Below are 13,201 nucleotides of genomic sequence, written 5' to 3'. Positions count from 1 at the left end.
TTGTTAGACTTTCGTCGCAATTTTTACCCTCCTCGACGCTGGGCACCTGCTGTTCCGGTACGTCATTTCTGTATCGTCAGGGACATGACATGCAAAAACGTTTAAGTCTGTTACTTTGTTCACCACTTTTAGCCTTGGCGACATCGCCTGTTTCCGCCGATGAACCGATCGATGTGGTGCTCATCGGCGGTGGTATCATGAGCGCTACGTTAGGCACTTACCTGCAAGAGTTAGTGCCGGAGTGGGACATTCACCTTTACGAGCGTCTTGGTGAAGTGGCGCAAGAGAGCTCCAACGCGTGGAACAACGCCGGTAGTGGCCACTCTGCGTTCATGGAAATGAACTACACGCCGGATGCCAGTGGCCGTGTCGAGATCCAGCGCGCCATCAACGTCACCGAGCAGTTCGAAATTTCTCGTCAATTCTGGGCGCATCAAGTCGAGAACGGCATTCTTGGTGAACCCTCCTCATTTATCAATAGCGTGCCGCACATTGCCGTGGTGTGGGGCGATGAAGACGTCAGCTTCCTGCGTGAGCGTTACGACGCAATGACGCAGAACCCGCTGTATGCGGGCATGGAGTACTCGGAAGATCGCGCAGAGCTGGCCGAGTGGATGCCGCTGATCATGGAAGGTCGTGACAACGACGACCGCCCAGTGGCCGCCACGCGCATGCAAATGGGCACCGAAGTGAACTACGGTGCTCAGGCCCGTGAAATGGTCGAAGCGCTGACGCGCAGCGAGCACTTTACGCTCGGTTTGCACAGCGAAGTACGTGACCTGAGCCGTAACGACGACGATACCTGGCAAGTCACCATTGCCCACCTGGACAGCGGTGAAGAGAGCACGGTCGATGCTCGCTACGTGTTCATCGGCGCCGGTGGTGCAGCGCTTCCGCTGCTGCAGGCATCGGGCATTCCCGAAGCCGAGGTATACGCCGGTTTCCCTGTGGGTGGCCAGTTTCTCTACACCACCAATCCGGATGTCGTGTCACAGCACGACGTGAAAGCGTATGGGAAAGCGGGCGAAGGTTCGCCGCCCATGTCCGTCCCGCACCTGGACCTGCGCTATCTGGATGGCGAGCCTGCGCTGTTCTTCGGGCCCTTTGCCACGTTCTCCAGTAAGTTCTTGAAAGAGGGCTCTTGGACGGATCTATTTGGCTCCATGACGCTGGATAACACCTGGCCGATGATGGAAGTCGGTCTGGATAACTTCAATCTGGTCAGTTATCTCGTCGGCCAGGTCTTGATGTCCGACGACGACCGCTTCGAAGCGCTGCAGGCGTACTATCCCAACGCCCAGCGTGACGATTGGACGCTGTGGACGGCGGGTCAGCGCGTACAGATCATCAAGAACGACCCCGAGCGTGGCGGCGTGCTACAGTTCGGTACGGAAGTGGTGACCTCGCAGGACGGCACCATGTCCGCGCTGTTGGGCGCGTCGCCGGGCGCGTCTACTGCGCCGTCGATCATGCTTGGCCTGCTGGATCGCGTCTTCCCGACTCAGGTGGCCAGCGACGAGTGGCAATCTACACTGACCGAGATCATTCCCTCGTACGGCCAAAAGCTGGCGGAGAACCCTGAGTTGTTGCGCGAGGTGCGCGCTTACACGGCACAGACGCTCAATTTAGACGAGCCCATGAACCTACCCAGCGCTGACGAGGCGTCGCAAGACGAGCCGAGTGCAGACGAAGAGAGCATGACAGAAGAGAGCATGACAGAAGAGAGCAGTACGGAAGCCGAAAGCACTACCGAGGCTTAAGCCACATGCGCTCCGTGCTCACTAGCGCCAGCCCTCGGGCTGGCGTTTTAGTGTTCGGCTGCGGCGACTTGCGTCAGCAGGGCGGCCAGTGCCTGGGCCGGTTTGCTGAGCTGGCCGCTAGCGCGATGAACGATACCGATATCGCGATGGAAGGTGTGCTCTTTCAAGTCGATGGCACGCACGCCCGCGGGCCAGCGCCGAAGGGCGCTTGGCTGCGGCACTAGCGCCACGCCCACGCCGTTGGCCACCAGCTGTATGATGGCGTCTAGCTCGTCTACCTCGCACACGTCCCTGACGTGACAGTGGTTGTCACGCAAGAAACGATCGACCTGACGGCCGCCGAACGAGGCACGATCGTAGCGGACGAACGGCTGTTGAGTGAGTAGCGCCCGCCAGTCATCCGTGGTTAGCCTGCGGCGCACCAGCAGACGAAACGGCTCATGGGCCAACGGCTGCCAGCGCAGGTCGCTATGCAGCGAAAACGGCGGTCGAATGATCACCGCCATGTCCAGTTCCCCTGCATCCACCTGGTTCATCAGTGCGAGAGACAGCCCCGGCACCACGCGGGAGCGGCATTCGGGAAACTGACGGTGAAAATGCGCCAATACGTTCGGCAGAAGCGAGCGTTGAATGGAGGCTATCGCACCCAAGTTGACGCGAGTGGCAGCTTCCTGTCCAGCAGAAGCGGCGCCTAAGGTGCCGTATAGGGCTATCAGTGCCTGCGCTTGTTGCAACGTCTCTTGTCCGCGCTTAGTCAGTACCGCTGCCCGCCCGCTGCGCTCGAACAGCGCTACGCCAAGCGCTGCCTCTAAACGTTTCATCTGCGCGCTGACGGCGGCTTGGGTCAGGCCGATATGCTGGCCCGCTGCCGCAAAGGTGCCGTGCTGGGCAACGGCGATGAGCGTTTTGAGTTCGCGGATCATGGTGAGATTTTCATCAATAAAATTTGTGAATAGATCAAAAAACAATTGATTTAATTTTTACATTGCGCCTTTTAGGATAGTGACACGGGTCAAGCGCAGCGCGCTAGCCGTGTACCAACAAAAGCACCTATCAGGAGACACCCATGAGCCTTTCCCCCTTTCACTTAGCCATTCCCGTTTATGACGTCGCTTTGGCGCGCACTTTCTACAACGATGTGTTTGGCCTAGAAGAGGGCCGTTCCAGCGATCATTGGGTCGATTTCGACTTTTTCGGACATCAGTTGGTGATCCATGAGCATCCCAAAACGCCCGGACAAGAGAGCGCCCACACCAACCCGGTAGATGGTCATAACGTACCGGTGCCTCACTTTGGGGTCATTTTGGAGTGGGACGAGTGGGAAGCGCTGGCCGAGCGCTTGAAAGCGCGTAACACCGACTTTGTCATCGAGCCTTACATTCGCTTCAAGGGCGAAGTGGGCGAGCAGGCCACCATGTTTCTGCTCGACCCCTGCGGCAATGCGCTCGAGTTCAAGGCATTCAAAGACAAGAGCCAGATCTTCGCTAAATAGGCAGGGCGTGTCTAAAGGCCACTAAGCGCGCAGCGCCTGCTCCTGGCGACGATGCTGAAGCGGTGACTCGCCAAAGTAGCGCTTATAGTCGCGGCTAAACTGCGGCACACTGCGGTAGCCCACCGCCAGCGCCGCCTGATTCACGTTATGGCTATCTTGCAATAAGAGCTGCTGCGCTTTGATCAAGCGCAGCCGCTTGAGATACTGAGCGGGCGAGGCGCGGGTAATCTGCTTGAAATGCTGGTGAAACGTCGACACGCTCATGTTCGCCTGCTGCGCGAGCCGCTCTACCGAAAAGTCCTCTGCAAAGTGGGTATGTAGCTGCGAGAGCACCTGCACGATGCGTGAATAGTTGCCGTGCCCCTGCACCAGCGCCCTCAAAGCCGGGCCTTGTTCACCTTTGAGCGCTTCGAACACCACGTCACGTATTCGGGCATCGCCCATGGCGCTGCACGCAACCGCATCGTGCAGCGTATGGGCCAAGCGCATGACGGCATCCTGCATCCCTTCGTTCATTGCGACCGATGCCATGGGCAAAGGCGCGGTGCTGCTTGGCGGGTATCCCTCGCCCATCGCGGTGACCATTTCACTGAGCAGTGCTGGGTCGAGTTTGACCGACATACCCAGTAGCGGGGCCTCGGGAGAACCGTACGTTTCGCACTCGAACGGCATGGGCAGCGTCTGGACCAAATAGTGCCCGGGGTTGTAGTGAATCTCTCGGTCGCCCAGATAGCCCACTTTGCGCCCCTGAGCGATGATGATGAGACAAGGGTCATACATCAGAGGTGTACGGACTTGCTGCCTGCCCAGGCAGAGCAGGCTGACGCGATCCAAGCGGGAAGGGCTGGGGCCGTCGCCTTTTACGAGCGGTATGATGAGGTCGGCAAGCGCATTACCAACATGTGCGGTACTGGCCACAAGGCCCTCCTTACGCAAATGCAGTCGAATCGTTCGCGAGAATTATGACGTTTTGCTGTGCATTTTTGTTATTTTATTACCCTTTTATAGAGAAATAAGCAAAAAAAACGTAGCTTCGTTCATCGCTATCTCCGCCTAGGCAGCCAATAATGAAAACACCTTCCGCCTCTGCGGGATGCATCAAAAAAGGAGTTTTCATGAGCCAAGCAAAATCTTACGCCGCGTTTTCCGCTGACAAGCCGCTCGCGCCGTTTACCTTTGATCGTCGTGAGCCTCGCCCTGACGATGTTGCCATTGAAATCCTTTACTGCGGCGTATGTCACAGCGACCTGCACTTTGCACGCAACGACTGGGGCATGACCCAGTATCCCGTGGTGCCTGGTCACGAAATCGTGGGCCGTGTGACGTCCGTGGGCAGCGACGTGACCCGTTTCAAAGCCGGTGATTTGGTCGGTGTGGGTTGTATGGTCGATTCCTGCCGCACCTGCTCCGCCTGTCAAGATGGCGTCGAACAGTACTGCTTGGAAGGCTTCACCATGACCTACGGCAGCCCGGACCGCCAAGACGGCACCATGACGCAGGGTGGTTATTCCGACGCCATCGTCGTCAGTGAGCACTTCGTGCTGAAAATGCCGGACGGTATCGATCTAGCCTCAGCAGCCCCCATCCTGTGCGCCGGTATCACCACCTACTCTCCGCTGAAGCATCACGGTGTAGGCAAAGGTCATAAAGTAGGCGTGATTGGTATGGGTGGCCTGGGCCATATGGGGGTCAAACTGGCCAAGGCATTGGGCGCCGAAGTGACGGTCTTCACGCGCTCCGATGCCAAGGTGGAAGAAGCCAAGCGTAACGGTGCCGACCATGTGGTGGTCTCCAGCGACCAGGCGCAAATGGACGCCGTGGCCGAGACGTTCGACTTCATGCTCGATACCGTGCCGGTTCAACACGACTTGAACCCTTACCTCGCATCGCTGAAGTACGACGGTACGCATATTCTGGTCGGCCTTCTAGAACCCATCGAACCGGCCATCGAAGCATTCAATCTGGTGTTCAAGCGCCGCGTCGTCGCAGGCTCTCTCATCGGCGGCATTGCGGAAACCGAGGAGCTGCTCAAGCTTTGTGCCGAGCAGAACATCTCTTGCGATATCGAAATGCTCGATATTCACAAGATCAACGAAGGCTTCGAGCGTATGGAGAAAGGGGACGTGCGCTACCGCTTCGTGATCGACATGGCGACGTTGAAAGATACCGCTGCCTAAGCCATCGTGCTCCAGCAAGCCCACCGCAAGTTGGCGGTGGGCTTTTTTGTTCGTTCGTTATGTCATCTTCGTTGGTAGACAAAGGTCTTAGTGTCTTCATATTACTTCCTGTGATGCTTTACCCTCGTGATGAGTGGGGTGACGACTAAAAAAGCATAAGGGAACAGAATGATGAAACGACTCTCCATAAAATGGAGCCTGACGGCGGCCCTGGCGCTGCTCGTCGTGATGATTGGCTTGATCAGTGCACTGGGGTTTTACACCAACACAACGAGTGATCGAGCACTCAACGAGATCAATAATATCAACGTGCGGCTTGCCAACTTGGCAAACCGTACTCAAGTGAACGCGCTCAGAGCGCAAACCTTCCTCGACCGTTCGGCCAGCTTCAGTACCCAAGGCAACCCTGACAAAGGGCAGCAGAGCTTAGCCATGGCGGCAGAGGCCGTGGCGGCAGCGCAAACCCGCTTCGCTGAGTTCTCGGCGATCCCGGTCACGCCGGGCAGCGAGCTGGCCCAACGGCGTGATAGCGTGGTCGAGGCCTACCATGCCTTTGTGACCGACGGCATCGTGCCGCTCTTGGACGCCGCGCCGTTTCAAATTCAGCGCCAACAGGAGGCGTTGGGGGAGCTGGGAGCCGACCTGGATGTCGCGATGGGCGAGTTCGTGGCCTACACCGAAGCACGCGGCCAGCAGGTCATGAGTCAGGTAGACCGCTTAGCGACGATCGGCGGCGCAGTGGCGATAGGTTTGCTGCTGTTTTCACTGCTGGCGGCGATCGCCATTCGTATCGCGATGATGCGTGGCGTGGTGAACCCGCTCCAGCAGGCGCTCGGCCATTTCGATCGCATCGCCAACGGTGATTTGACCGGGCGTATCGAGGACCGTGGACATAATGAAATTGGCCAGCTCTTTATCGGGCTGGCGACCATGCAAGAGAAACTGAAGACGCTGGTCATGTCCCTTCGCAGCAGCAGCGAGCACGTCTACAGCGGTGCCAGCGATATCTCATCGGGTAGCCAAGATCTCTCGTCGCGCACCGAGCAACAGGCCTCGGCGCTGCAGCAGACGGCCTCGAGCATGGAGCAAATGGCCACCACGGTGGGTAAAAATGCCGAGATAGCGCAAGAGGCCGATCAACTGTCGGTCACGGCGTCTCAGTCTGCCGAGGCGAGCGGTGAAGAGGTCGAGCGTACCGTTCAGCTCATGCGTGAGATCGCCGCCAGTGCCGACCGGGTCAACGATATTATCGGGGTGATCGACTCGATTGCCTTTCAAACCAACATACTGGCGCTGAATGCTTCGGTCGAGGCGGCCCGGGCTGGCGAGCAGGGGCGTGGCTTTGCGGTGGTGGCGAGCGAAGTACGTTCCCTAGCGACACGCAGTGCCGAGTCGGCCAAAGAGATACGGGGCCTGATCGAACAGACCACGTCGCAAATCACCACGGGCGCCACTCAAGCCGAGCGCAGCGGGGAGACCCTAAGCCAAACCGTCGATGCCATCCGCCAAGTCACCACGTTGATGGGCGAGATTTCCACGGCAACGCGCGAGCAAAATAGCGGCATCGAGCAGATCAATGCCGCGCTGACGGAAATGGACTCGGTGACGCAGCAAAACGCCGCGCTGGTGCAGCAAACCAGCTCGGCAGCCAGCGCGCTGGAAGCTCAGGCGAGCCAGTTGGCAACGCTGATGGCCACCTTCAGGCTGGCCGAAGGTAGCCAAGCGCCAGCGGCCAGCGCACCCACATTAGCGCAACCGCCGCAGCATGCGCCTGCCAAGCCCGCTACGTCTACGGCGGCGCCCAACAACGACGATTGGGATGAGTTCTAGCCAAGCAGCCATCTCGAACATCACGAAACAGGGCGGCTAGAGGGCCGCCCTGATGATGGATGCCGACATCGATAGGAAGGAGCGCGTTTTAAGCGTGGGCGACAACGCGAATACGTACGTAGTCCGCCGTCCAGTTACCTTGGCCGTCGCTTAGGCTATGGGCCAGCAGGTTGAGGGTGTTGTCGAAGATAGCGTCTTTCAGGTCCGGGTCTAACCCGTGAAAGAAGGGACTCGCAAAGGTGTCTAGCCAGCTTGCCATGCCTTTGGGTAGCGGCGTAGGGCGCGGAATGAGTTCGACGCTTTCCACACGAAAACCGACCGTTTGCAGAAGGTTGGTGTACTCCTGTGTGGTCGGAAAATACCAGGCGTGGCGTCCCTTCGAGCTAATGCCGCGAAACTGTAGCGAGGCAATCAGTGCGGTGCAGATCGCTGCCACATTGCCATGGCCACCAAACTCCGCCACGAATCGTCCGCCGGGTTTCAAAGCCCGCTTTATTCCCGCCAGCACGGCTTGAGGGTCGAGCATCCAGTGCAGCGCCGCATTGCTGAAGACCGCATCGAATTCGTGGTCGAAGGGCAATTGATGGCCGTCGATCACACGCGCCGTCACCCCTCGCTGTTGGGCGGCGGCGACCATCTCTTCTGACGCATCGATACCCAGCACGTCGGCGCCAAGTTGCATGATGCGCTCGGTAAGCGCACCGTCACCACAGCCCAAGTCCAAAATACGCTGTCCAGGCTGCGGCGATAGCAGGCGCACGACCTCCATACCTAGGTCAGGAACAAAGCTGGCGTGTTCCGCATACCGACCGGCGTTCCATGCCTGACCGGGCGGTGTGTGAGAGGCGTGTGACATATCGGCTTCCTAGCAACGTTAATAGGCCTGAGTATTACAAACAGTATAGCGAGCCTTGGCTATCCCGCGTGCAACAGTGCGTAAAAATTCTTTTATCCACCGTACGTTAACCCGCTTGAGTAGCTACCCAATCTTAGACAATAGCGTTACGCTGAAACCTCACCAGGGAGAGAGCCGGTATGAACCAACAACATCAAGCGGATGATAATTTTGAAGGGGGGGATCAGGGTCGTGAGGCGACCGGCCAGCGCGAACCCACCTCCCAGGCGTCCGGTACTCAGCAGGAAACACGAGAAGCGAATTTGCCTTCCAGAGCGGCCGTGGTGCATCAGCATTTACGCCTAGAAGGGCAAAAAGAGCTCTCAAGAGACTCCATGGCGTTGCTATGGTCAGCCATTGCAGCGGGGATTTCGATGAGTTTCTCCATGGTGGCACGTGGCGTACTGCATGCCCATCTGCCGCAAACCGATATTGGCTTTTTAGTCGAGTGTTTAGGCTATACCGTGGGCTTCATCGTCGTCATTTTGGCCCGCCAACAGTTATTTACCGAAAACACGGTCACTGCCGTTCTGCCTGTGATGAGCCGACCCACGTTACCCAATCTGGGAGCATTGGGCAGGCTATGGGGCGTGGTATTGGTAGGCAACCTGATGGGGGCGGCGCTCTCCTCGTTTACTTTTTTGCACATGCCGATGTTCGACGAAGCGACGCACCAGGCGTTCATCGCGCTAGGAGAGCACATGATGGCCAACACGCCCATGGAAATGTTCTCTAAAGGGATTCTCGCTGGTTGGATGATTGCGACCCTGGTATGGCTGATTCCCGCTGCCGATCAAGCCAAAGTGTGGATGATCATCATCGTGACCTATGTCATGGCGATTGGTGAATTCACCCACATCATCGTCGGCACCAGCGAAGCGCTGTATTTGGTGTTCGATGGCCATATTACATGGTCCGACGCGGTTGTCGGGTTCGCGCTACCGACGCTGGCTGGTAACGTCATTGGCGGTACCTTCATTTTTGCGCTGATCAGCCATGCCCAGATTCGCGGCGACGTCGAGGCGCAGCGAGAGTGTAAGCAGGGCCTGTTCAACCGTCGCCAGCGCTAACTTTCTCAATAGACGATTACTCAGGAGGCAACTGGTATGAATGATGTCATCAAGCTACTGAACGCCCACCGTTCGATTCGTAAATTCACCGATCAAGCGATCCCCCAAGGCCTGCTGCGTGAACTGATTCAAGCGGGCCAAGCGGCGGCAACGTCGAGCCATGTACAGGCATATACGGTGATCCATGTGAAAGATGCCGCTAATCGAGAAGCCATCGCGGAGCTGGCCGGAGGCCAAGGCTACGTAGCCAGCAGCGCGGCGTTTTTGGTTTTCTGTGCCGATATGAAGCGACCTACGGAAGCGTCTGAGCGCACCGGTGCCAACGTCGAACGCGGTATGACAGAACAGCTCTTGGTGGCCACCGTGGATACGGCGCTGATGGCACAAAACGTGGCAGTCGCGGCGGAGTCCGAGGGCTTGGGCATTTGCTATATCGGTGGCATTCGCAATAACCCGGAAGCCGTTAGTGAACTATTGCGCCTGCCAGCCCATGTGTATCCCGTGTTCGGCATGTGCCTGGGCTACCCAGCACATCAGCCGGAAGTGAAGCCGCGCCTGCCCGTTGAAGCGATTCTGAAAGAGGACTACTACACTGAGGATAGCGATCATGTAGCCGCCTTTGACGACACCATGCAGGCGTACTATCAATCGCGTAGTAGCGGTAATAAAAACAGTGATTGGTCGCACAACCTAACCCCTCTATTCGATAGCAAGCTGCGCCCCCATATGCGTGACTTCTTGGTGAAACGCGGCTTTACCATGAAATAAGGAGTCCTCTATGTCTCTACAGCGTGCCTATGTGCTACTGGCCGGGCTTTATAGCCTGTTACCCGTCATGGGCGTCGTGGCGATCTTTGCCGGCGGGGGAACGCCGCTGGCCATGGCGCACTTGTTCTTCGGAGCGCTAGGCGTGGTGGGGCTGTGGGGATACATCTTGAATCGCGCCATGATGAGCCAACGCATGTGGCGGCCGCTGGCAGCGGTCTTGTTGGTCGGTAGCGTGATTCAGCTCGTCATCATGCTGACCATGCCGGTATCGGGCGTACTGTTGACTTGGATGCTGACCAGCAGCATTTTCGCTGTTCTGCTGGCGGTCCTCCTCTACCACTACGGTAACCGCGACCAGCCGTTATGGGCCACCGACGAAGAGCGTGATGCGGCCAAGCGGCTGGCGACGCTGTTGGAGCAGCAGTCGAAAGTCACGCTGGTGTACCGGGAGCCGGGGCATGAAAATAGCGTCAACGTCGTCAAAGCTGGCAACGACTACCTAGCCAACGTGACGCGTCGCTACCAAGCGGACGATGAGCATCGGCAGGAAACCTTCGAGCGCCGTTTTCGGCATCCTGAAACGCTCGTGTATTTCGTCGATAAGTTTGCCAGCATCTCGCCCACTAGCGTTTCGACGTCGTCCTCCATGACGCCTGCCGTTTAGGGGAAACGTCTATCGGCAAGAGGGGCAGAGCGATGCCAAAAGCTGCACAGCCAGCTGCGTTTTGATGGTGTGGTACAGCGGGACGATGCGCTTGGGCAGATGCGCCTCCGCTACCCGCTGGTCGATGTAGTAGGGCGCTCGGCTGCCGCAATAATTGATCACCCCACCTACTTGTTGAAAATGCAGTCCGGACGCTTTCAATAAACGGCTAAAGCGAGGCTCCAACATGGCAAAGACATGGTGGCGCCCGCTCAACCCCACCATGGCCGTGGCGGCAAGAAAGAGGCTAAGACTCAACAAGGCCGGGCTCTCTTTGATGCTTTCGTAAGGCGTTTGAGCCGTTGGTGAAGTCGAAGGGAAGTCCTGAGAGGCAAGCTCAGGACGCGAGAGCGGTTTTTTCCGCACGGTGGGGTGGACGGCCAATCGCGACACTTCGCACGTTTTGTCAGAAGAAAAGGCATGTGGATGGGTATCAGGCATGAAGAGAGGAGCAGGATAGTACGCTTCCAACGGTAGGGAACATAAAGGTCGACCACGGACGGGTTCGATCAACACGACCCTGACGCAGCCCACGTCGATACCCGTCGCGTTATGGTGAAGCAAGCAGAGCAGTGAGTGTTGATCGTGTGCGTCGCACTCGATGTTCAGCGTGTTTTCATTACCAATGGCATAGTTGAGTTCTTCGATGAAGACCGCGTGGCGCAGCGCAAACGCTCGATATTGTTCGTCTGGGGTCTGGGCAATGAGCAACGTAAAGTGGTCATTGAAAAACGTTGGGCTAAACGTGCTCTCTTGAAGCGTATCAGGTGGCGTCCTGGTGGGTTTTATTGTCGTTATCCCCATCGTTCATCCTCTCAGTAGCTGCGCTAGGGGCAGTGGCTTGCCTAGATGAAAGCCTTGCCCGTATGTAATACCGTACCCTTGTAGGATAGGCAGTAGCGGCGCTTGGTCGACGAACTCTGCTATGGTTTGCTTGCCAAACCCTTTGGCGATGTCGGCTATGGCTTTCACGATGGTATGGCTATCGGGACTGATCAATAAGCTACGAATGAACGAGCCGTCTATTTTGATGTAATCCACCGGTAGCTGGCCCAAATAGTGAAAGCTGCTAAAGCCAATACCGAAATCGTCCAATGCCGTGCGGCAGCCTAAATCGCGCACCGTTTGTAACACGTTGCGTGCGGTCGAAAAGTCGGTGATCGCAGCGGTTTCGGTGACTTCGAGAATCAAATGATGAGGGTCAGCGCCACTACACTGCAGCTCGTCGGTTAGATACTGCTTTAGCTCCAAGTCATGCAGCGACTGCCCTGACAGATTCACCGCCAAGGAAATACCGCGATCTTGCAGCGTACCAAGCGCTTGCACGCTATGCTGGATGACCCATCGGTCCAGCGGTACCACCAAGCCACTCTGTTCGGCAATGGCAATGAAGTGCTGTGGAGCGATCAGGTTGCCGTCGGGATGGCGAAGACGCAGCAGTACTTCATAATGTTTGATATCTTGATCGGCCAAACGCACGATGGGTTGCACCATCAGTTCGAAGCTGTCGTTTTCCAGCGCGTGATGCAACTGCTCTACCCAATACACGCGATCCTGTAACTCGTCTTTTGCGTTTTCGGCCTGGGATAGGAGATACCAACGCTGGTGAGTGCTCTCCTTGGCTTTGTACATCGCCATGTCGGCGCTCGCCAGCAGATCGGCGGGGTTGCGCCCGTGAAGTGGGAAGAGCGCAATGCCCATGCTGGCGGAGATATGGTGCTTTCTGCCCGCCGATTGGAAACCGATCCCGCTTAGCAGCTGATGAATATACCCCGCCATGCTAATGGCCTGCTCGCTGCTGACCCCTTCCAGCAGCAGCGCGAACTCATCCCCACCCAGGCGTGCAATGATGCTGCGCTGGCCAAGGTTCAAGAACAGCGTCTCGGCGACCTCGCGCAGAAGATGATCGCCAACGTGGTGGCCGCTGAGCTCGTTGATCTCTTTGAACTGATCCAAATCCAGCAGCAAGATGGCGCCTTCGCCGTTGTGCAACAGCGCATTTTGCAGGGCATCCTGAAAATAGCGGCGATTGAACAGCTCCGTGAGCGGGTCGCGTTCTGCTAACCAAATCAGCCGCTCTTCGGCTGCTTTGCGTTCGGTAATGTCCAACCCTACCGAAATGCACAGCGCCTCTTCCCGGGGGCTAGCGGGCAGGACGGAGTGGTACCACGCAACGATGCAGCAGCGTTTATTGGCGGTTTGTAGGGTTTTCTCTTCCTGGTGTGGCGCGGACGATGCGGAATCGAACGACGCATCTTTTGCCATGAAGCGTCCCGGCAGCGCCGTGTGGCGGGCTTGATCGAAAATATCGCTAAAGTGGCGGCCAATGAGTTCGCTATCTTTCAGCGCCAAGCGAGTGCGGGTGTAGTCGTTGATCCGCCGAATACGCCCTTCCTGGCTATGTACCACGATAAATACCTGAGCGGTATCTAGCAGACTGTTGACGAAATCTCTCTCATGAGCCAGCTCGTCGATACGCTCGGCCAACTGGCGGCTGTTTTCGGTC

Annotated in this window: 12 protein-coding genes; 7 read left to right on the top strand and 5 right to left on the bottom strand. The window is 57.4% G+C overall.

All coding sequences use genetic code 11. From position 1 onward, the window contains the following. Positions 1–89: 89 nt before the first annotated feature. A complete protein-coding gene (mqo, locus tag L1249_RS03930; protein ID WP_044628416.1) occupies positions 90–1,760 on the top strand; it encodes a malate dehydrogenase (quinone) in 1,671 nt (556 codons plus the stop codon). A gap of 47 nt (positions 1,761–1,807) precedes the next feature. Here the strand turns inward: mqo and L1249_RS03925 are convergent, their stop codons facing one another. Next, positions 1,808–2,683 carry a LysR substrate-binding domain-containing protein gene (locus tag L1249_RS03925; RefSeq protein ID WP_044628523.1) on the bottom strand — a complete coding sequence of 292 codons (876 nt, stop codon included), beginning with the start codon at positions 2,681–2,683 and terminating at the stop codon, positions 1,808–1,810. Positions 2,684–2,826: 143 nt separating this feature from the next. On the opposite strand from L1249_RS03925, the gene L1249_RS03920 reads away from it, so the two are divergent. Next, positions 2,827–3,252, top strand: coding sequence for a VOC family protein (locus L1249_RS03920; protein WP_044628417.1), 426 nt, complete (start codon positions 2,827–2,829; stop codon positions 3,250–3,252). A gap of 21 nt (positions 3,253–3,273) precedes the next feature. Here the strand turns inward: L1249_RS03920 and L1249_RS03915 are convergent, their stop codons facing one another. Next, a complete protein-coding gene (locus L1249_RS03915; protein WP_044628418.1) occupies positions 3,274–4,170 on the bottom strand; it encodes an AraC family transcriptional regulator in 897 nt (298 codons plus the stop codon). 197 nt (positions 4,171–4,367) lie between these two features. Between L1249_RS03915 and L1249_RS03910 the strand changes: the two genes are divergently transcribed. Further along, positions 4,368–5,429 (top strand): NAD(P)-dependent alcohol dehydrogenase, encoded by a 1,062-nt coding sequence (locus L1249_RS03910; protein WP_044628419.1) that lies wholly within the window; start codon positions 4,368–4,370, stop codon positions 5,427–5,429. Between the two features lie 171 nt (positions 5,430–5,600). Further along, positions 5,601–7,259, top strand: a complete 1,659-nt coding sequence (locus L1249_RS03905) for a methyl-accepting chemotaxis protein (protein ID WP_044628420.1) — start codon at positions 5,601–5,603, stop codon at positions 7,257–7,259. Positions 7,260–7,347: 88 nt separating this feature from the next. On the opposite strand, the gene L1249_RS03900 is transcribed toward L1249_RS03905, so the two are convergent. Further along, complete coding sequence (locus tag L1249_RS03900) at positions 7,348–8,115, bottom strand: class I SAM-dependent methyltransferase (protein WP_044628421.1); 768 nt, start codon at positions 8,113–8,115, stop codon at positions 7,348–7,350. A gap of 179 nt (positions 8,116–8,294) precedes the next feature. On the opposite strand from L1249_RS03900, the gene L1249_RS03895 reads away from it, so the two are divergent. Genes L1249_RS03895 through L1249_RS03885 form a run of 3 tightly spaced genes read left to right on the top strand, consistent with a single transcriptional unit; the run spans position 8,295 to position 10,656 of the window. Beyond that, positions 8,295–9,224 carry a formate/nitrite transporter family protein gene (locus tag L1249_RS03895; RefSeq protein WP_044628422.1) on the top strand — a complete coding sequence of 310 codons (930 nt, stop codon included), beginning with the start codon at positions 8,295–8,297 and terminating at the stop codon, positions 9,222–9,224. Positions 9,225–9,260: 36 nt separating this feature from the next. Beyond that, positions 9,261–9,992 carry an oxygen-insensitive NADPH nitroreductase gene (nfsA, locus tag L1249_RS03890; RefSeq protein WP_044628423.1) on the top strand — a complete coding sequence of 244 codons (732 nt, stop codon included), beginning with the start codon at positions 9,261–9,263 and terminating at the stop codon, positions 9,990–9,992. A 10-nt stretch (positions 9,993–10,002) separates the two neighbouring features. Further along, complete coding sequence (locus L1249_RS03885) at positions 10,003–10,656, top strand: hypothetical protein (protein WP_044628424.1); 654 nt, start codon at positions 10,003–10,005, stop codon at positions 10,654–10,656. Between the two features lie 9 nt (positions 10,657–10,665). Here L1249_RS03885 and L1249_RS03880 read toward each other — a convergent pair whose 3' ends face one another. Beyond that, complete coding sequence (locus L1249_RS03880; protein ID WP_044628425.1) at positions 10,666–11,499, bottom strand: PEP-CTERM/exosortase system-associated acyltransferase; 834 nt, start codon at positions 11,497–11,499, stop codon at positions 10,666–10,668. A 3-nt stretch (positions 11,500–11,502) separates the two neighbouring features. Beyond that, positions 11,503–13,104, bottom strand: coding sequence for a sensor domain-containing protein (locus L1249_RS17550; protein WP_323133907.1), 1,602 nt, complete (start codon positions 13,102–13,104; stop codon positions 11,503–11,505). Positions 13,105–13,201 lie beyond the last annotated feature (97 nt).

Source organism: Halomonas sp. Cn5-12 (assembly GCF_021532545.1).
GTDB classification, from domain to species: Bacteria; Pseudomonadota; Gammaproteobacteria; order Pseudomonadales; family Halomonadaceae; genus Vreelandella; species Vreelandella aquamarina.
The sequence above is the reverse complement of the archived record's forward strand: the minus strand, read 5'-3'. Positions and strand labels throughout refer to the sequence as shown.